The 18,065-nt window shown below is 64.4% G+C and carries 17 protein-coding genes and 1 tRNA gene; 9 read left to right on the plus strand and 9 right to left on the minus strand.

Going from position 1 to position 18,065, the window contains the following annotated elements; translation table 11 throughout:
• Position 1: 1 nt before the first annotated feature.
• The 4 genes from H0194_RS03880 to H0194_RS03895 form a co-directional block, all read right to left on the minus strand.
• Positions 2-1,735, minus strand: coding sequence for a sensor histidine kinase (locus tag H0194_RS03880; RefSeq protein WP_343061339.1), 1,734 nt, complete (start codon positions 1,733-1,735; stop codon positions 2-4).
• A 20-nt stretch (positions 1,736-1,755) separates the two neighbouring features.
• Complete coding sequence (locus tag H0194_RS03885) at positions 1,756-2,469, minus strand: response regulator transcription factor (RefSeq protein WP_185176514.1); 714 nt, start codon at positions 2,467-2,469, stop codon at positions 1,756-1,758.
• A 122-nt stretch (positions 2,470-2,591) separates the two neighbouring features.
• Positions 2,592-4,328, minus strand: coding sequence for a pyruvate dehydrogenase (locus H0194_RS03890; RefSeq protein ID WP_185176515.1), 1,737 nt, complete (start codon positions 4,326-4,328; stop codon positions 2,592-2,594).
• 362 nt (positions 4,329-4,690) lie between these two features.
• Positions 4,691-4,763, minus strand: a tRNA-Thr gene (locus H0194_RS03895).
• Between the two features lie 142 nt (positions 4,764-4,905).
• On the opposite strand from H0194_RS03895, the gene thrE reads away from it, so the two are divergent.
• From thrE to otsB, 5 genes are all read left to right on the plus strand, one after another.
• Entirely contained in the window at positions 4,906-6,495 is a 1,590-nt protein-coding gene (gene thrE, locus H0194_RS03900) for a threonine/serine exporter ThrE (RefSeq protein ID WP_246389055.1), read from the plus strand.
• Positions 6,496-6,560: 65 nt separating this feature from the next.
• Entirely contained in the window at positions 6,561-6,938 is a 378-nt protein-coding gene (locus tag H0194_RS03905; protein WP_185176516.1) for a hypothetical protein, read from the plus strand.
• A gap of 6 nt (positions 6,939-6,944) precedes the next feature.
• Positions 6,945-8,384, plus strand: a complete 1,440-nt coding sequence (locus H0194_RS03910) for an alpha,alpha-trehalose-phosphate synthase (UDP-forming) (RefSeq protein ID WP_185176517.1) — start codon at positions 6,945-6,947, stop codon at positions 8,382-8,384.
• The gene (locus H0194_RS03915; protein WP_185176518.1) at positions 8,368-8,907 is read left to right on the plus strand and encodes a hypothetical protein; all 540 of its coding nucleotides are present in this window, start codon (positions 8,368-8,370) and stop codon (positions 8,905-8,907) included. The genes H0194_RS03910 and H0194_RS03915 overlap by 17 nt, the downstream gene beginning before the upstream one ends.
• Before the next feature lie 26 nt (positions 8,908-8,933).
• The gene (gene otsB / locus H0194_RS03920) at positions 8,934-9,731 is read left to right on the plus strand and encodes a trehalose-phosphatase (protein WP_185176519.1); all 798 of its coding nucleotides are present in this window, start codon (positions 8,934-8,936) and stop codon (positions 9,729-9,731) included.
• Here the strand turns inward: otsB and H0194_RS03925 are convergent.
• A complete protein-coding gene (locus tag H0194_RS03925) occupies positions 9,700-10,824 on the minus strand; it encodes a LacI family DNA-binding transcriptional regulator (protein ID WP_185176520.1) in 1,125 nt (374 codons plus the stop codon). The genes otsB and H0194_RS03925 overlap by 32 nt on opposite strands.
• A 112-nt stretch (positions 10,825-10,936) precedes the next feature.
• Here H0194_RS03925 and H0194_RS03930 point away from each other — a divergent pair, with 112 nt between their 5' ends.
• Genes H0194_RS03930 through H0194_RS03945 form a run of 4 tightly spaced genes read left to right on the plus strand, consistent with a single transcriptional unit; the run spans position 10,937 to position 14,314 of the window.
• Positions 10,937-11,893 carry a metal ABC transporter solute-binding protein, Zn/Mn family gene (locus tag H0194_RS03930; protein WP_246389056.1) on the plus strand — a complete coding sequence of 319 codons (957 nt, stop codon included), beginning with the start codon at positions 10,937-10,939 and terminating at the stop codon, positions 11,891-11,893.
• Positions 11,894-11,901: 8 nt separating this feature from the next.
• Complete coding sequence (locus H0194_RS03935; protein WP_185176521.1) at positions 11,902-12,603, plus strand: metal ABC transporter ATP-binding protein; 702 nt, start codon at positions 11,902-11,904, stop codon at positions 12,601-12,603.
• Positions 12,600-13,502 carry a metal ABC transporter permease gene (locus H0194_RS03940; RefSeq protein ID WP_185176522.1) on the plus strand — a complete coding sequence of 301 codons (903 nt, stop codon included), beginning with the start codon at positions 12,600-12,602 and terminating at the stop codon, positions 13,500-13,502. The genes H0194_RS03935 and H0194_RS03940 overlap by 4 nt, the downstream gene beginning before the upstream one ends.
• Before the next feature lie 11 nt (positions 13,503-13,513).
• Positions 13,514-14,314 carry a CE1 family esterase gene (locus H0194_RS03945; RefSeq protein WP_246389057.1) on the plus strand — a complete coding sequence of 267 codons (801 nt, stop codon included), beginning with the start codon at positions 13,514-13,516 and terminating at the stop codon, positions 14,312-14,314.
• 96 nt (positions 14,315-14,410) lie between these two features.
• On the opposite strand, the gene rlmB is transcribed toward H0194_RS03945, so the two are convergent.
• From rlmB to ispD, 4 genes are read right to left on the minus strand one after another with little or no spacing between them, the layout of a single operon-like run.
• Positions 14,411-15,358, minus strand: a complete 948-nt coding sequence (rlmB, locus tag H0194_RS03950) for a 23S rRNA (guanosine(2251)-2'-O)-methyltransferase RlmB (RefSeq protein ID WP_185176523.1) — start codon at positions 15,356-15,358, stop codon at positions 14,411-14,413.
• Between the two features lie 15 nt (positions 15,359-15,373).
• Positions 15,374-16,771 carry a cysteine--tRNA ligase gene (gene cysS, locus H0194_RS03955; RefSeq protein WP_185176524.1) on the minus strand — a complete coding sequence of 466 codons (1,398 nt, stop codon included), beginning with the start codon at positions 16,769-16,771 and terminating at the stop codon, positions 15,374-15,376.
• 10 nt (positions 16,772-16,781) lie between these two features.
• A complete protein-coding gene (gene ispF, locus H0194_RS03960; RefSeq protein ID WP_425486446.1) occupies positions 16,782-17,294 on the minus strand; it encodes a 2-C-methyl-D-erythritol 2,4-cyclodiphosphate synthase in 513 nt (170 codons plus the stop codon).
• The gene (gene ispD / locus H0194_RS03965) at positions 17,266-18,063 is read right to left on the minus strand and encodes a 2-C-methyl-D-erythritol 4-phosphate cytidylyltransferase (protein WP_185176525.1); all 798 of its coding nucleotides are present in this window, start codon (positions 18,061-18,063) and stop codon (positions 17,266-17,268) included. Before ispD ends, ispF begins: the two co-directional genes overlap by 29 nt.
• Between the last annotated feature and the right edge of the window lie 2 nt (positions 18,064-18,065).

Genomic DNA, 18,065 nt, shown 5'->3' on the forward strand with positions numbered 1-18,065 from the left:
CTTAGCTGTGCTCACCCGTGGAGGGGTGCTCCTCGTATTCCTCGAAACGCGGAATACGCACCGTGAAGGTGGAGCCCTCCCCTACGGCGGACGAGACCGTCACCGAGCCGTCGTGTTGTTCCACGATGGACTTCACGATGGCCAATCCGAGGCCTGAGCCGCCCGTGCCGCGGGTGCGCGAGGTGTCCTCGCGATAGAAGCGCTCGAAGATGTGCGCGGCGACGTCCGGGGGCATGCCCTTGCCGTTGTCCGCGACGTCGATAAGCACGTCCTTGGAATCGCGCCGGAGCTGTACTTTGATGGTGGCCTCCTCGCCGCCGTGGCGCAGGGCGTTGACGATGAGGTTGAGCAGCACCTGGTGCAGGCGCTCCGCGTCGCCCTTAATGACCGGCAACGAGCTGACCTTGTTCACCACTTCCACCGTGCGGCCCGGGTGCGCCGCGCGGGCGGTTGAGGCGGCGGCGAGCGCGACCTCCAGGACGTCGATAGTCCGCATGTCCAACCGGGATCCCTCGGCGCGAGTGAGCGCCAAAAGGTCTTCCACCAGCAAGGACATGCGGTGGGATTCGTCTTCTACCTTGTTCAGAACCAGGTCAATGTCCTTCGTGGCGCCGGAGCGGTAGAGCTCCGTGTAACCTCGCAAGCTCGTCAAAGGGGTGCGGAGTTCGTGGGACGCGTCGCCGACGAAGCGGCGCATCTGCTGCTCCTTGGACTGGGCTTCCACGATGGATTCCTGCAGGCGCGAGAGCATGACGTTCAGCGCCGCGGACAACTGCCCCACCTCGGTGTTGAGCGGCCATTCGGGCACGCGCTTATCGACGTCGCCCTTAGCAATCTGCGCCGCGGTGCGTTCCACCACACTCAGTGGTCGCAGCGCGCGCCGGATCAGGGTGGTAGCCATCACCGCAATTATCGCCAGCACCACGATAGAGATGAACGCCTGGATAAACGCCAGGCCGCGCAGGACGTTGTTTTCCCGGTCGAGGTTTTTGGCCACCACCGTGATGGTGGCGTCACCCTCGGTGGCCATGCCGCGCCACTGGGAATTGTTGAGCGCGTCATCGACGGAACCGACGTTCTGCGGTTGGCTGCCGATGACGAGGTCTTTGACTTCCGGGGTGCTGCCGCGGTCATTGAACACTTGGACGGTGCCGTCGGGAAAGACCTTGATGACGCAGAAATCCGAAGGCGGCCGGGCCGCGGCGTTCGCGCTAAATAGGTCCGAGTTCTGCGCCCAGCCGCTCATGGCACCGCGGAGATCGTCGTCGACCCGCTCATAAGACACGTCGCGCATAATCGAATAAACCGCGACCGACGAGACCATCAGGCCGAAGCCTGCGACGGTCACGATAAGCATGACCAGCAGCGTGCGCAGCGGAAAGTCGACCTGGAAACGCCGTGCCCCAGATCGATGACTGTTGCCGTTTCTCCGGGTTCGTCTCCGCGCCTGTTTGCCTTGGCGCTCGCCGTCAGGCGCGCCCGATGCGGCGTCCCCGCCGACCGACGCTGCATCGGCAAACGATTCTTCACCATCGTCGTGGGCGTCGTCGCCAGTCACGGCGTGGGCGGGTGCGATCACCGCACCGATTGTTGGTCCCTCCGGATCCATCTCGCCAGCTTCTATTACGCCAGAGTGGAGCGGCGTCTCCTCGTCGGAAACAGACGGCACCGACGCGGCGCTAGCACCGAGAGGAGACTGCTCCCCGCGGCGTCGGAAGCGCGAAAATAGGGACATAATGTCCGTCACGGTCGGGTTTACTGACGCGGCTTACGCAGCACGTAACCCACACCACGTACGGTGTGAATGAGCGGTGTGTCGCCGGTATCCACCTTGCGGCGCAGGTAGGAAATGTAGGACTCCACAACGTTGCCATCGCCGCCGAAGTCGTAGTGCCACACGTTGTCCAGAATCTTCGACTTGGACAGCACGACCTCCGCGTTGAGCATGAGGTAGCGCAGGAGGTTGAACTCCGTCGGCGAGAGCTCGATGAGCTCGCCGCCCTTGGTCACCTCGTGGGTGTCGTCGTTGAGCTCGAGGTCGTGGTAGGTCACGGTAGCCGACTGCGGGGACTCATCCGCGATCGCGCCACGGCGCAGGATAACGCGCAGTCGGGTAATGACTTCTTCCAGGCTAAACGGCTTGGTGACGTAATCATCTGCGCCGATGGTCAGACCGTGGATGCGCTGATCCACGCTGTCCTTGGCGGTCAGGTACAGCACCGGGCCGTCGAGGCCCTCTGCGCGGAGCTTGCCCAGCAGCTCGAAACCGTCCATTCCGGGCATCATGACGTCCAAGATGTAGGCGTCGGGCTGGAACTCGCGGGCGATGCGCAGTGCGTCAGCGCCGGAGTTGGCAGTGCGTACGTCGAAGTCTTGGAACTTCAAGCTCACCGTGAGCAATTCCACGATGTTGGGCTCGTCATCGACGACGAGGACTTTGACGAGTTGGCCAGTGTTGTTGTCTTCCATCACTTCTACTTCCAGCTAGCTTCAAAATACATTCAATGGACCTTCAATAGATGCAGTATGCCACGCCGGTTTCCGAGCACACTGAACGGTTCCTGAAAGGTTACTGGACGCCCTGCTGGTCCTTACGGACGCGGAATATTGCGCAGGTTGGACGCGGCCATGTCCACCATGTGTCCCACGCCGCCGCCAAAGACGGTGCGCGTGGCGGCCTTGGAAAAGCCCATAATCTGCGCCCACGTGATGGTCGGCGGGATGGACAACGCATTGGCATCCGTGCGGATATCCACCAGCACCGGCCCGTCGTAGGCCATCACCTCTTGGATGACCTCGCGCGCGTTCTGTGGATCCTCGACGACCACAGACTTAATGCCCACACCCTCGGCGATGTGCGCGTAGTCCACGAGGTCGTGGTCCGTCTGATACTCCGGCATCCCCTTGACCAGCATCTCCAGCTTGACCATACCCAGCGAGGAGTTATTAAACACGAACATCTTCAGCGGCAACTCGTGCTGGCGCACCGTAATGAGCTCGCCCATCAGCATGGATAGGCCGCCGTCGCCAATGAAGGAAACCACCTGGCGGTTGCGGTCCGCGTACTGCGCACCGATGGCATGTGGAAGAGCGTTGGCCATCGTGCCGTGGCGGAAGGAACCGATCTGCTCGCGCTTGCCGTTCGGCGTAATGTAGCGCGCGCCCCACACGTTGTTCATGCCGGTATCCACGGTAAACACCGCGTCCTCGGCCGCTTCCTCGTCGATGATATTGGCCACGTACTCTGGGTGGATTGGGGTGTGGTTGCCCACGTCGGAGGTGTACGCCTCGATCACATGGTCCAGCTTCCGGTGATGCTCCTTGAGCATCTTGTCTAGGAAGGAGCGATCCTGCTTCTCTGCGATGTGCGGCAGGATGTTGTCGATCGTCGCGCCGACGTCGCCCACCACCGGGTAGGTCACGCGGGTGCGACGCCCCAAGTGTGCGCCGTTGATGTCCACCTGCGCCACGTTCTTCTTGGGCAGGAACTCTGTGTACGGGAAGTCCGTGCCCAGCAGGATGAGCAAGTCCGCCTCCTGCATGGCGTCGTGCGCCGCGCCGTAACCTAGCAATCCCGACATGCCAACGTCGTAAGGGTTGTCATACTGGATGTACATCTTGCCGCCCAGCGCGTGGCCGACGGGGGCCTTAATCTTCTCTGCCAGCGCCAGCACCTGGTCGCGGGCGTCACGCGCACCGCCGCCGACGAAGAGAGTGACGGTGTCGGCGTCGTCGATGGCCTTCGCCAACGCGGCCGCCTCCTGGGCGTCCGGGTATACCACCGGGCGGCCGGAGGAAATCACGGAACCGGCGAAGATGTCATCTTCCGCCTCGTGCTCGGTAATATCGCCCGGCAGCGCCAGGACTGAGACACCGTTTCCGGCCATGGTGGACTGGATGGCGTGGTGCAAAATGGTGCCGCCCTGGTCAGCGGAATTGACCATCTCGCAGTAACCGGAGCACTCCTTAAAGAGCTCCTGCGGGTGTGTCTCCTGGAAGAAGCTGGAGCCGATCTTCTGCGAGGGGATATGGCTGGCCAGCGCCAGCACCTTCGCGCCGTTGCGGTGGGAATCAAACAGGCCCTGAATAAGGTGGGTATTGCCCGGGCCACACGACGCCGCGCATACCGCCAACTCGCCGGTCAACAACGACTCCGCGCCGGCCGCGAACGCGGCCGCCTCCTCGTTGCGCACGTGCACCCACTCGATGGAAGAATCACGCACGGCATCAACGATGGGGTTCAACGAGTCCCCCACCAAGCCGTAAATCCGCTTAACGCCCTGCTTTTCTAACGTTTCAATGATCTGTTCTGCAAAGTTCATAGCCATACATCCGATTGTCCACGCCTCGTGCGGTTTTCGCCATAAGACCAGGCGAGCGGGCCGCCACGGTAAGCCACAGCATGGGCAGCATCACGGTTGTCAGCTCATATCCTGATGTCTTTCCTGAAACTACCCACCGCACCACTGCGTTCAACGGCGTTCAACGGCGTTCAACGGCCATGCAGCAATACCCCCCCCCTACGGTTGTGGCCACCGAGAGACTCGGGATATCCCTTTTACCCAGTCAAGCATTCCCGGATTAGTACAACGGATGAGGTCGAAAACATCTCTAAGTCGGCGGCCGTGGGTTACGTAGCAAACAGTGCAATGCCCCTGGCAGAAATTACGACTTCTACCAGGGGCGAGAGAGCTGGAGACGAGACTTGAACTCGCAACCTACGCATTACAAGTGCGTTGCGCTACCAATTGCGCCACTCCAGCAGCGTGACGCCAGTTTTGCTGCGCCACGAAAACCACATAGTACCCGACCGTCGCACAGGGAGGAAACCTGCCAGTAGGCTAAGGGGGCGTCGGGAAGCACCCCGGCGGACAATACGCATTGAGGATTGAGGAAACGCATACCGTGAGTTCAGTGTTGGGGAAGCTTTCGGCGTTGCTGGGCGCGCAGGGCCACTTTGCGACGATTGATGCCGTCAAGGCCGCGCCGCCGCCGTCACCGCTGGCACCGATTGACCTCACCAACCCTGTTCAGGTCGCCGGCGTCATGGACATCGCCGCACGCGTCGCAGACCTACTGCTGTCCTCCGGGCAATCGAACTCCGATACGCGCGCCCAGGTCCATGCGGTGATGTCCGCCTACGGCTTGCACTACTGCCACGTGGACATCGTGATGAATACCATCACTATCCACACGAGCGTCGGCACCGGCGAGGACAAACGACCCGTCACAGTCTTCCACGTGGCCTCCGGAGTGGCCGTAGACTTTGCCAAGCTCTCCGCCGTGGACCAGCTGATCCGCTCCATCCACTCCGGTGCCACCCCACCCGCGATGGCGGAGAGAATCTTGGAGGACATCACCCGGCAAAAGCCGCCGCATCCATGGTGGGTCACCTTGTTGGGTTGGGGCGTGATGGGTGGTTTCATCTCCGTAATGTTGGGCGGCGACCTACTGGTGGGCGTCATTTCCTTCTTCGTATCCATGCTCATCATCGGCGTCAACGATTGGCTCGGCTCGAAGCGCCTACCGCCGTTTTATCAGAACGTCGTCGGTGGCTTCCTCGCTGTGGTCCCTGTCGCGGGTCTGTACCACTTCGCCGCGCAGAACGGCATTACTTTCTCCCCCAGTCAGGTCATCGGTATGGGAATCATCGTCCTCGTCGCCGGCCTCACTCTGGTGCAGTGCCTCGTGGACGGCATCACGCACTCGCCGGTAACGTCGGTGGCCAAATTCTTCGAGGCCATGATGATGACCGGCGGCATCATCGGCGGCGTCGGCTTGGGCATCCAATTCGCCCAATTCGCGGGGATTGAGCTACCGCCGCTGGAAATCATCGCTCCACCGGTGTACCACGAGGTCCCGCTATTGGTGCTGTGCGGCGCCATCGGTTCCGCGGGCTTTGCGGTCGCCTGCCACGCCGGATGGCGCGAGACCTTCGTCTCCGCGCTCACGGCCGGCGCCGGCATGCTGTTTTACTACCTCATCCTGATCCCGTTCGGCGTGGGTCCGGTATCCGCCTCAGCACTATCGGCAGTGGCTGTGGGCCTGGCCGGTGGTTTGCTGTCGCGCCGCTACATGATCCCGCCGCTGATTACCGGCATCGTAGGCTACACCCCAATGCTGCCCGGCCTAACGTTGTACCGCGGCATGTACGCCTCTCTCAACGAGCAGATGATCACAGGATTTACCAACCTGGCCATGGCGATTGCGATCTCCGGCGGCTTGGCGGCCGGCGTGGTCTTCGGTGAACGCGTGGCCCGGCGGCTGCGCCGCCCGCAGTACTTCCGGCCCTACAGCGCTTTCAAACGCGCTGGACGTTATTCCTTTGCCAAGGCCGCGCAGCTGGCGCGTCATACACGCATCCCGCGCGTTCCCATGTCACCGTTTGCACCGCGCGCCATGCGACCGCAACGCCCACCGCGGACGTCGACACGCTATAGCGTCCTGCAAGGAGAGGCCGAGGCAAACCCGGAAGAGAAAAGCACAGATCGATAGCGTAGAATGAGCCAGTTGTATAGCGCCAAGCTTTTTATTATCCGTGACATCCCCAGGAGGATTTCGTGCCGCCAAAGGTAACCGATACTCACCCGAACGCTGAGCAACCCAACTTTATTGAGGAGGAGACCGCCCTGGCGGCCCGCCGCATCGTTGCCACGTACGCGGAGGACTTCATGGATGGCGTCACGCTGATGTCCATGCTGGGTGTGGAGCCCGAGGGCCTGGTGCACAAGAAGGTGCTGGCCGAGCAGGAGGAGCAGGCTGAGCCTGCGGAGAAGCCGACGAAGAAGACCACCAAGAAGTCAACGAAGAAGACAACGAAGAAGACCACCAAGAAGTCAACGAAGAAGACGACGAAGAAGACCACCAAGAAGTCGACCAAGAAGACGACTAAGAAGGCCGCCAAGAAGTCGACCAAGAAAACCACGAAGAAGGCTTAAACACCCATGACGGCGAGCGGTTCCAACAGCTTTGTGGTGGTGGCCAACCGCCTGCCCGTGGACCTGACCACCACCACCGACGGGCAGCGCGAGTGGGTGCCGTCTCCCGGCGGTCTCGTAGCCGCGCTATCTCCGGTGCTGGAGAGCCACCAGGGGTGCTGGGTAGGCTGGCCCGGCATCATCGATGAGGCCCCGGAGGCTTTCCGCACGGATAAGGGCGTGCTTCTGCACCCGGTCAAGCTGGGCGCCACGGACTTCCAGGAGTTCTACGAAGGCTTTTCCAACGCCACTTTGTGGCCGCTCTATCACGATTTGATTGTCACACCGGTGTACAACCGGGATTGGTGGGATACGTACCGCGAGGTCAACCTCAAATTCGCCGCGGAGGTGGCGGAGGTGGCCGCCGAGGGCGCCACGGTGTGGGTGCAGGACTACCAACTGCAGCTGCTGCCGGGCATTTTGCGCCAGATGCGCCCGGATCTCACCATCGGCTTTTTCTTGCATATCCCCTTCCCCAACGCGGATCTCTTCCGCCAGTTGCCGTGGCGTGATGAGACAGTGCGCGGTCTGTTGGGCGCGGATCTCATCGGCTTCCATTTGGAATCCAACGCCACCAACTTCCTGGACCTGGCCCGCAGCATGGGCCTCGAGGTAGAAGGAAACGCTGCCACCCGCGAGATCGGCGCAAAGATCACCACCAACGACGGCCGCGAAGTAGGCGTGGGCGCGTTCCCCATTTCCATCGACGTCGCCTCCATGGGGACGTTCGATGACACAGACGCGGAGAAGATCGCGCAGATGCGCGGGGAGCTCGGGGACCCGTCCACGATCATTTTGGGCATCGATCGCCTGGACTACACCAAGGGCATCCTGCAGCGGCTGCTGGCGTTTGAGGAGCTGCTGGAGACCGGGGCGGTGGAGCCTGCCGACGTCACGTTTGTCCAGGTTGCTACCCCGTCCCGCGAGCGCATCGAGCAGTACCGTGTGGCGCGCTCGAAGGTAGAGGAAGCCGTTGGCCGCATCAACGGCCGTTTTGGCACCATCGCGCACCCGGTGGTGCACTACCTGCACCGCTCACTGCCGAAAGACGAGCTGCGCTACTACTTCCGCATGGCGGACATCATGGCCGTCACCCCGTTCAAAGACGGCATGAACCTGGTGGCCAAAGAGTACGTGGCCTGCCACGACGACGGCACCGGCGCGCTCGTACTCTCCGAGTTTGCGGGCGCCGCGGCGGAGTTGACCCAGGCCAGCCTGTGCAACCCCTTTGATATGGAGTCGGTGAAGCGCTCGCTGCTCAACACCATCCAGTCGCTCCAGTCCTCCCCCGAGATGATGACCGAGCGCATGCACCAGCTGCACCAGCAGGTGACCGAGCACGACGTGAACCTGTGGGCTGACGCTTTCCTACACTGCCTTGAGGAGTCCCGTGCGCACCACGCTTAAGGCCTGCGCCGCGGCCACCGCACTGCTGATGGTCGGCGGCCTCACCACGGCATGCTCGAAGAACTCGGCGGAGCCTCCCATGCGGATCGCGCAGCGCAATTGGCAGGTCACGGGCATCTTCACAGATCCGGAGGCCCCCACGTCCCTGCCAGCCTCCGTGACCAAACTCCCTGAGGTCACCTTTGGCGAGCGCTCTGCCACTGGTTCTACCGGCTGCGCCCGCTTCCAGGCTTTGGTGAGCTATCACCACGCAGAAGAAGGCGAAGACGGCGAGCAGACCTCCATCCGGGAGGCGAACCGCCTGCGGTTGGACAACGTCCGCATGGACTCACCTTCCGAGGATTGCACCGGTGCGTCGGCGTGGGCACACGGCCAGCTCAGCGCGTTGTTGGCGGAGGGCCACGAGTTCGAGATCTCCTTCGGCACCTCGGAGCAACTGGCGCTCACGCTTGTCGACGATCGCGTGGACAGCCCCGCGCTCCGCCTGACCTCCTTGGACGCCGGGGATGCCCCCGCCAAGTAGCGGCAGAGCAGTTAGACTCGGACATTATGGACGGCACTGAACTGGCATACGCTTCCCCTTCCGAGATTTCCGCCGCGATTGAGCGCTTGGCGGCCGCGCCTCGCCTGCTGGTGGTCAGCGACTTCGACGGCACCCTCGCGGATTTCGCCACGGACATCTACGCCGTCGCCCCGCACCCGGACGCGGTGACTGCGCTCGAGCGGCTGGCCACTGCGCCGGACACCGCCGTCGCGGTGCTGTCCGGCCGCCACCTGGAGGGGCTGAAGAAGGTCTGCCCGATGAGCGAGAACGTCATCTTTGCCGGCTCGCACGGCGCGGAATCCTCTGCGGGTGGAATCGAACTCACCCCCACCATGCGCGAGCACCTGGAGTCCATCGGCGCGCAGCTGGAGGCGCTGCATCGCACCTATCCTCACACCGCCATCGAGGTCAAGCCCTACCAGCGGGTCTTCCACACGGTGGCGCTGGCGCAGCATGACCCGGAGCTCGCGGCGGAGGCACTGCGCCAGGCGGCGGCGCTGGATGCGGAGGGTTTCCCCGACGTGGTGGTGGGCAAAAACATTGTGGAGTACTCCGCCGCGGAGGTCAACAAGGGTAAGTGGATCACTGCAGAGCGCGCGGACTTCGCCGCCGACGCCGTGGTTTTCTTGGGTGACGACACCACCGACGAGACCGGCTTCAGGGTGCTGACCGGCGACGCGGACCTCGGCGTGAAAGTGGGCGACGGCGCCACCGCTGCGCGTCTGCGCATCACGGACCGGCAGGCCGTGGCGGATTTCTTCGGCGCTTTGGCTACTGCCCGGTTGGCACGGCTGGGGCGATAGTCGCGCCCGCGTGGAACGTGGTGCTGAGAATCTTGCGCGTCGGGTTGCCGCGATCCTCGTGGCGCCGGGCGGTGTCGGGGGCGTCGATAAGCTCCTGGAGCAACTGCCCGGCCGCGGCACCTTTGGCCTTGTTGGGTTGGACGACGGTGCTCAACCCACGCGCCAGCGCCGTGTCCACGCCATCGAACCCCGTCACTGACAGCTGTTCTGGTACGGAAATCCCCTGCTCTGCAGCGTAATCCAATACTGCGAGTGCCATGGAGTCCGTGGTGCACAACACGGCGGTGAGATCCGGGTGCGCGCGCAGCAGCTGCTCGGCGGCGTCACGGCCATTGGAGCGATCGTTGATGTGCCGGGTGTGTACGGGAATCTCCTCGCGCGAAATGCCCGCCTGGGCGAAGACGTCGAGGGCGCCGGTGATGCGGGCGCGTTGGACGTGCATGGCCGCGTTGTCGATGTCCGCGATCGCCACCGCGCCGTCGGCACGCTCGTGAAGCAGGCGGATGGCCAGGATGCCGATGCGACGATGCCCGGCGTCCACCAAGGCCTGGGCGGCGGGGGCGATCGCCGCATAATCATCGATGCCTACGAAGGGGAGCCCGGTGTCCGTGGGCTGGTCGCACACCACCACAGGCACACCGCGCTGCTGGGCAGCGAGGAGATAAGGATCGTTCTTGGCCACCGAGTAGACAACGAAGCCGTCCACGGCGGCGCGACCCAGAAGCTGCGCGGCGCGATGTTCTTCATGCGCGGTGTCCGGCCCGGCCGGGATAAGCGTGAGCGAGGCATTGGTGCCATAGGACGCCTCGGCCATGCCCGCGAGGAAGTCCACCGAGGCCTTGTCCTCGAAGGCGTAGGTGAGCCGCTCAGTCAGCAGCACCCCGATGGCCCCGGCGCGGCGGGTCCGCAGGCTGCGGGCGGTGGGATCGGGGCCGGGGTAGCCGCGCTTGGCGGCGGCGGCGAGGATGCGCTCGCGAGTGGCGGGAGCGAGCTGGTCCGGGCGGTTGTACGCGTTGGAGACGGTGGTGCGGGAGACGCCGAGCTCAGCGGCCAGTGAGGCCAGGGTTTTGCGCCGACGTCCGGAGGTATCCATACGGCTTAGTCTAGAGCAGCCCGCGAGCCCGGGCCGCGTACCCCGGGCTGGGCTGCGTTTTCAATAGATTTTCAGTTGACAATTGTTTTCAACAGGGCTTAGATTCTCCATTATGACTTTCGCTTCACTCATGAATCCGCGCCGCACCGCCCGAACTGGCGGGGCGACTATTTTACTCGCATCTTCCCTCGCCTTGACCTCGTGTGGCACTGGCGACACGAGTGACAACGCCGAGACGAAGAGCGGCGAGGACACTATCGAAATCGTCGCCTCAACCTCCATCTGGGGAAATGTAGCGGAGGCCGTGGTGGCAGGCACCCCAGCGGAAGACACGGTGGAGATCACCGCAGTAGTCGAGGGCAACGACGCCGACCCACACCACTTCGAGCCTTCGGCCGCGGACATCGCCCGCGCCACCGAAGCCGACATCGTGGTGGTCGGCGGAGGCGGATACGACGCTTGGCTTTACGACTCCTTGGAAAACAAGGACAACGTCATCCACGCGCTGCCGCTGACGACTCATTCACACGACCACGAGTATGAGGGCCACGATCACGAGCACGGCGGCGAGGGTGCAGTGGAATCCATCGACGGCAACGAGCACGTCTGGTACGACACCGACGCGCTGAGCCAGGTGGCCGAGGACATCGCAAAGAAGGTGGGCGACGACGCCAACGCCGAGGACTTCACCAAGAGGATGGACGCCCTCCACGAGCGCACCCACGCTCTGCCCAAGAAGACTTATGCGCAGACCGAACCCATCGCGGACTACATCCTGGAGCACTCCGACATGGAGGACAAAACCCCGAAGGGCTACCGTTCCGCGACCTTGAGCCACGGCGAACCCACCGCGGCGGACCTCAACGCTTTCCTCGAGGCCATCAAGCACGGCGACGTCGACGTGCTGATCTACAACCCGCAGACCAAGACCGACCTCACCGAGCGCATCCGCAAGGCTGCCGAAGAAAACAACGTCAAGGTCATGAAAATCGGCGAGACCCCGCCGGACGGCACCAACTTCCTGGACTACTTCGACGAGGTAGTCACCAGCCTGGAAGGCCTGGCATAATCAGCACAGTGCTCATCCAGTTCCATTCCGCCGCGGTAGCACCCCTCTGGTCCGACCTGGACCTCGGGGTGGACCGCGGCGAATTCATCGCTATCTTAGGCCCCAACGGCGTCGGCAAATCAACGCTGCTGGGCACGATCCTTGGCACCCGCGAGCTCACCTCCGGGTCCGTGGACGTCAACGCCCGGCTGGGCTTCATCCCGCAGCAGCGCATGTTCCCCGCGGACTTGCCGCTGCGCGCACGAGACTTGGTTTCTTTGTCGTTGGCCCACGGCGTGCTGCGCCGCCGCAGCGCATCCAGTCAGCGGGTGCTGGACGCGCTCACCGCAGTCGGCGCGGAGGGCCTGGCCGACCGCCGCGTCGGCCAACTCTCCGGCGGCCAGCAACAGCTGGTGCGTCAGGCGCAGGCTTTCGCCGCCGACCCCGATCTCATCCTCGCCGACGAGCCGCTGCTCAGCCTGGACCTGGCCCGGCAACAGGAGACGGTGCACCGTTTAGACGAGCGTCGGAAAGCGCAGGGAACGTCCGTCATTTTTGTCACCCACGGCATCAACCCGGTGCTCGATGTGGTCGACCGCGTGGTCTACCTCGCGCCGAACGGCCACACCATCGGCACGGTGGACGAGGTCATGCGTTCCGACGTCCTGTCGGAGCTCTACGGCGCCCACGTCGAGGTCGCGCGCGTCAACGGAAGGCTGGTGGTCGTATGACCTTCGCGCAATTTCTGGAAGACACCCAGTATCTATTGGCGGTGGATTTCGTGCAGGATTCGCTGCTGGCCTGCGTGCTCCTGGGGCTCTTGTCCGGCGTCATGACCTCGCTCATTGTGCTACGCCAGATGTCTTTTTCGGTCCACGCCACCTCGGAGCTGGCGCTCATGGGCGCGGCCGCGGCGCTGTTTTTCGGTCTCAATATTGGCTTCGGCGCGATCGTCGGCTCCATTGTCGCGGCGGTGCTACTGGCGGTGCTGGGCCTGCGCGGCCAGCAGGACTCCGCCATCGGCGTGGTCATGAGTTTCGGCCTGGGCCTCTCGGTGCTGTTCATCCACCTCTACCCCGGCAATTCCTCCACCGCGATGTCACTGCTTACCGGCCAGATTGTGGGAGTGTCCACGGCGTCGCTGGGGCTGTTGGCGGCGACCACCGCGGTGGTCGTGGGGCTGGTCGCGCTATTCTGGCGCCCGCTGCTCTTCGCCTCCGCCGACCCGGTGCTCGCCAAAGCCGCGGATGTGCCGGTGTCCGCGCTGTCCGTGGGCTTCGCGGTGCTCGTCGGCCTGACCGCCGCGCAGTCGGTGCAGATCGTGGGCGCGCCGTTGGTCATGGCGCTGCTCATCACGCCCGGCGCGGCCGCTGTGCAGATTACTTCCTCGCCGCTGCGCGCGGTGGCCTGGTCCACCGTTTTTGCACTGGTGGCGGCGGTGGGTGGCTTCGTGCTATCGCTGGCACCGGGGCTGCCGGTGTCGGTGTTTGTCACCACCATCTCCTTTGTCATCTACTTGGTGTGCCGCGCGGTGGGCTCCGCGCGTGGGAAGAAGGCGCAGCGGGATGAGGCGGCCGTCGCCAAGCGGGCGCGCGCGGGGCATCATGATTGCCCGCACCCCGCCGACTAGACTTGGTCGCCGTGAGTGTAACGGTGACCCGCGAGCGTCTGCTCCACGACGGCCTCGAACGCCAGTACGTCCTGGTGGAACCCGAGGGCCCGGTGGAGCGGACGTTGTTGTTTTTCCATGGCTCGCTGCAGTCGGGCAATGTGATTCGGCGCTTTACCGCCGGCACGTTCGATGGACTCCCGGGCACGCGCGTCATCTACCCCAGCGGCGTGCACAACCACTTCAACGACGGGCGCGCCAGGCTACCGGAGAAGACCCGCGAGATGGGCGTGGACGACGTCGATTTCACGCGCGAGTTGGTCGGGCGCTACGGCGGCCCGGTGTTCGCGTGCGGGTACTCTAACGGCGGTCACATGGTGATGCGCCTGCTTATCGACGCCCCCGGTCTGTTGCACGGGGCTTGCATGTTTGCGGCGACCATGCCCACGCGGGACAACCTGGCCACGACGAATCCGCTTGACGTCTACGAGCCAACGCCCGTGATGTTCCTGCACGGCACTGGGGATCGGATTGCGCCGATCAGCGGCGGGGAGGCGGCGCTGTCCGCGGCGAAGTCGCGCGGCAGTGTGCTGTCGGCGCGCGAGTCGGCGGAGTGGTTCGCGCAGGCCAATGGTTGTGCCACGGGTGCGGTGTCGCGGCCTTATGCGGACGTGGAGCGCGTGCGCTGGGAGGGTGCACAGCCGGTGGAGCTGTGGTCCGTAGACGGTATGGGCCACGTCATCCCGAGCGGCAACGAGGTGAGCCCGCGGCTGGGCGCGAACACTGCGTCTTTTGTGGCGGCGGACGCGGTGCGTGGTTTCTTCGGCTTCTAGGTGCTCTGCGCTTAATGATCCGAAAAGCTACTGATGGCGAGGTTTGTGTACAGAAAAACTGTAAGCAAACCTCGCCATCAGTAGCACAAAGCGGTATTAGTCGGCCAGGCGGCGCTGGCGCGCAAACTCGCTGAGCACCGCGCCAGCCGCGACGGAAGCGTTCAGGGACTCCACCCATGCGGTCATCGGGATGGACATGATGACGTCGCAGGTCTCGCGGACCAAGCGCGAGATGCCCTTGCCCTCAGAACCAATGACGATGACCACCTTGTCCGCGCCGCCGTCGTAGGTATCCAGTGTGTGCTCACCACCAGCGTCCAGGCCAACGACCTGGTAGCCATTCTGCTGGAACATCTTCAGCGTACGGGTCAGATTGGTTGCGCGCGCCACGGGCAGGCGCGCCGCCGTGCCCGCCGAGGTGCGCCACGCCACCGCGGTCACCGAGGCCGAACGGCGCTCCGGGATGACCACGCCGTGGCCACCAAAAGCCGCCACGCTACGGATGACCGCGCCCAGGTTGCGCGGGTCGGTGATGTTGTCCAGCACCACAAACATGCCGTTCTCGCCCGTGGCAGCAACGTCACCCACAAGGTCTTCCACGTCCGCGTACTTGAACGGTGGGATCTGCAGGCCGATGCCCTGGTGCATGCCGTTGCCGGTCATCAGGTCCATCTCGTGGCGCGGGACCTCCACAATCGGAATGTTTCGCCCGTTAGCGATGGCGACGGCCTCGGTGAGGCGCTCGTCGGAACGCGTGCCCTGCACGAGATACAGCGACGTAGCCGGCACCTTCGCGTGAAGGCATTCCACCACCGGGTTACGGCCGACGACCAGTTCCGCCTTGTCCTGCTCATGGCGGCCGGAGTCACGACGCTGGCGTTCCAGCTTGCGCTTGTGCGCCTTGTGGTAGACGCGGTCCTCGGCCTTCGGCGTCGCACCCTTGCCTTCCAGGCCGCGGCGGCGCACGCCGCCAGAGCCCTTGACCTGGCCCTTCTTGTTTGTCTTACGCGGCCCAGCGCCGCCTCGTCCGTGAGTGCGTGCCATATGAATTGTCCTAACCTAGGTGTTGAGCTGCCAGGTGGGTCCGTCAGCGGTGTCGGTGACGGTGATGCCCGCCGCGGCCAGGCGGTCGCGCACCGCGTCGGCGGTGGCGAAGTCCTTGGAAGCGCGCGCGGAGGTACGCAGCTCGAGTTCTGTCTGCACCAGCTTATCCAGCGCGGTCACCATTGCCGAATCGGACGATTCCGTGGCCCACTGTTCGTCCAGGGGATCCACGCCCAGCACGCCCGCCATCGCGCGTATCGACGCCGCTATCTCCAGCGCCGCATCCACCTCGCCCGCGGCCAATGCCTTGTTGCCCGCGCGGACCGTGTTGTGGACTTCCGCGAGCGCCTTGGGCACCGCGATGTCGTCATCCATCGCCGCCGCGAACTCGGGCGTCCACTCCCCTACTGGAACCTCGCCGTGCTTGGTGGCGCGCTGCACGAAGTCCTCGATGCGGCGGTAGCCCGCCGCGGCCTCGGTGAGCGCGTCCTCGGAGTACTCGAGCACGCTGCGGTAGTGCGCGGACCCCAGGTAGTAGCGCAGCTCCACCGGCCGCACCAGTTCCAGCATGTTTTCCACGGCGAGCACGTTGCCCAAGGATTTGGACATCTTCTCGCCGACCATGGTGACCCAGTGGTTGTGCATCCAGTAGCGCGCGAAGCCGTCGCCGGCCGCGTGCGACTGCGCCATCTCGTTTTCGTGGTGCGGGAACTGCAGGTCCAGGCCGCCGCAGTGAATGTCGAACTCGCCGCCCAGGTAGAAGGTACTCATGGCGGAGCACTCAAGGTGCCAGCCGGGGCGGCCGGCGCCCCACGGGGTGGGCCAGGAGGGCTCGCCGGGCTTGGCGGCCTTCCACAGCGCGAAGTCCTGCGGGCCACGCTTGCCACTGATGGCACCCTCGCCCTGTTCCATCTCCTCCACCTTGTTGCCGGACAGCGCGCCGTAGTCGCTGCCCGCGGCGGCGGACCAGGCGGCCACGTCGAAGTAGACGGAGCCCTCGGCGGCGTAGGCAAAGCCGGCGTCGATAAGCCGCTGCATGTACTCCACCATTTGGGTGACGTGCCCGGTGGCGCGGGGTTCCACGGACGGTGGCAGCACGCCGAGGAGGTTGTAGGCCTTGGTGAACTCGCGCTCGTAGGTGGATACCCACTCCCACCATGGACGGTTGTTCTCGGCGGCCTTGGTGAGGATCTTGTCATCAATGTCGGTGACGTTCCGCACGAAGGCCACGTCAAAGCCCGAGGCCGCGAGCCAGCGGCGCAGCACGTCAAAGGCCACTCCGGAACGCAGGTGGCCGATGTGTGGCTTGGCCTGCGGGGTCGCGCCGCACAGGTACACCGAGGCGTGGCCGGGGCGCAGCGGTTCGAAGTCGCGGACGGATCGGGTGGCGGTGTCGTAAATAGCTAGAGTCACGCTGTTCATCCTACTGTTGGTTCTTCCACACCACGGCGGTTGCTACCGACGCCCGGCCCTCGCCGCGGCCGGTGAAACCCATGTGGTCGGTGGTGGTGGCGGACACAGACACGGGCGCGCCGAGGTGGCCGGAAAGTACACGCTGGGCTTCTTCGCGGCGCGGCCCCATCTTTGGGGTCTGGCCGATGAGCTGGACGGCAACGTTGCCGATGATAAAGCCATTGTCTTCCAAGAGGGCGCACACGTCCACGAGCAGGCGCTCGCCGCTGACGTTTTTGTACTCGGGCTTATCGACGCCCACGAAGGAACCCAGGTCACCCAGCCCGGAGGCGGACAGCAGGGCGTCCACGATGGCGTGGGCAACGAGGTCGCCGTCCGAGTGTCCCTCGCAACCATCCTGGCCCTCGAACAAGATGCCCGCGATCCAGCAGGGTTTGCCCGCCTCGATCTGGTGGGCGTCGGTGGCAATCCCAACGCGCGGGATGATGGGCAAGTTATTGGGGCTGGGGGCGGGAGTTGTCACTAGGTACCTCAAAAATTGTTGGTTCGGCTTCGTCCACGATTGATTGTGCCAGCTTCAGATCTAGCGGGGTGGTGATTTTGAGCGCCATGGGGTCGCCCGTGACGCACTCGACGGTGACGCCGAACCACTCCATGAGCGAGGCGTCGTCCGTGGCCACGAACTCCGGGTCGGGCAGGGCGAAGTACTTCTCGTTGGCGGCGCGCAACTGGCGCAGGTCGAAGCCCTGCGGGGTCTGCACGGCGCGCAGCTGGGAGCGATCCGGGGTGGAGGCAACGGTCAGCGGTGTCCCTTCCCCGCGATCGTCGCTGCTAGCGGCCACGACCTTGATGGTGTCACTGACCGGCAGCACGGGAATGACTGCGTCCGCACCCTCAAGCACGCGTCGCGTCACGCGGGCAATCATGCCGGGCGGGGTGAGCGCGCGGGCGGCGTCGTGGATGAGCACCACCGCGTCGTCGTCGGCAATAGCTTGGAGCCCGCACCAGACCGAGTCCGCGCGTTCGCCGCCACCATGGACCAAGCGAACGGGGATCTCGGCGTCGACAAGCCCGTGCTTGGTCAGCAGCTCGCGGGCGTAGGACTCCATCTCCGGGGAGATGAGCACGATGACCTCATCCACGATGGCGGAGTTGAGCATCGCGCGCACGGAGCGGACCACGAGGGGGCGCTCACGCAGGGGGACGTAGGCCTTCGGCACCGCGGCGCCAAGGCGGGTGCCTTGGCCTGCGGCGGCGACGATGCCAATGACGCGACGGGCGGGAGCGGGCATGG

Source organism: Corynebacterium incognita (assembly GCF_014217255.1).
Classification (GTDB): Bacteria; Actinomycetota; Actinomycetes; order Mycobacteriales; family Mycobacteriaceae; genus Corynebacterium; species Corynebacterium incognitum.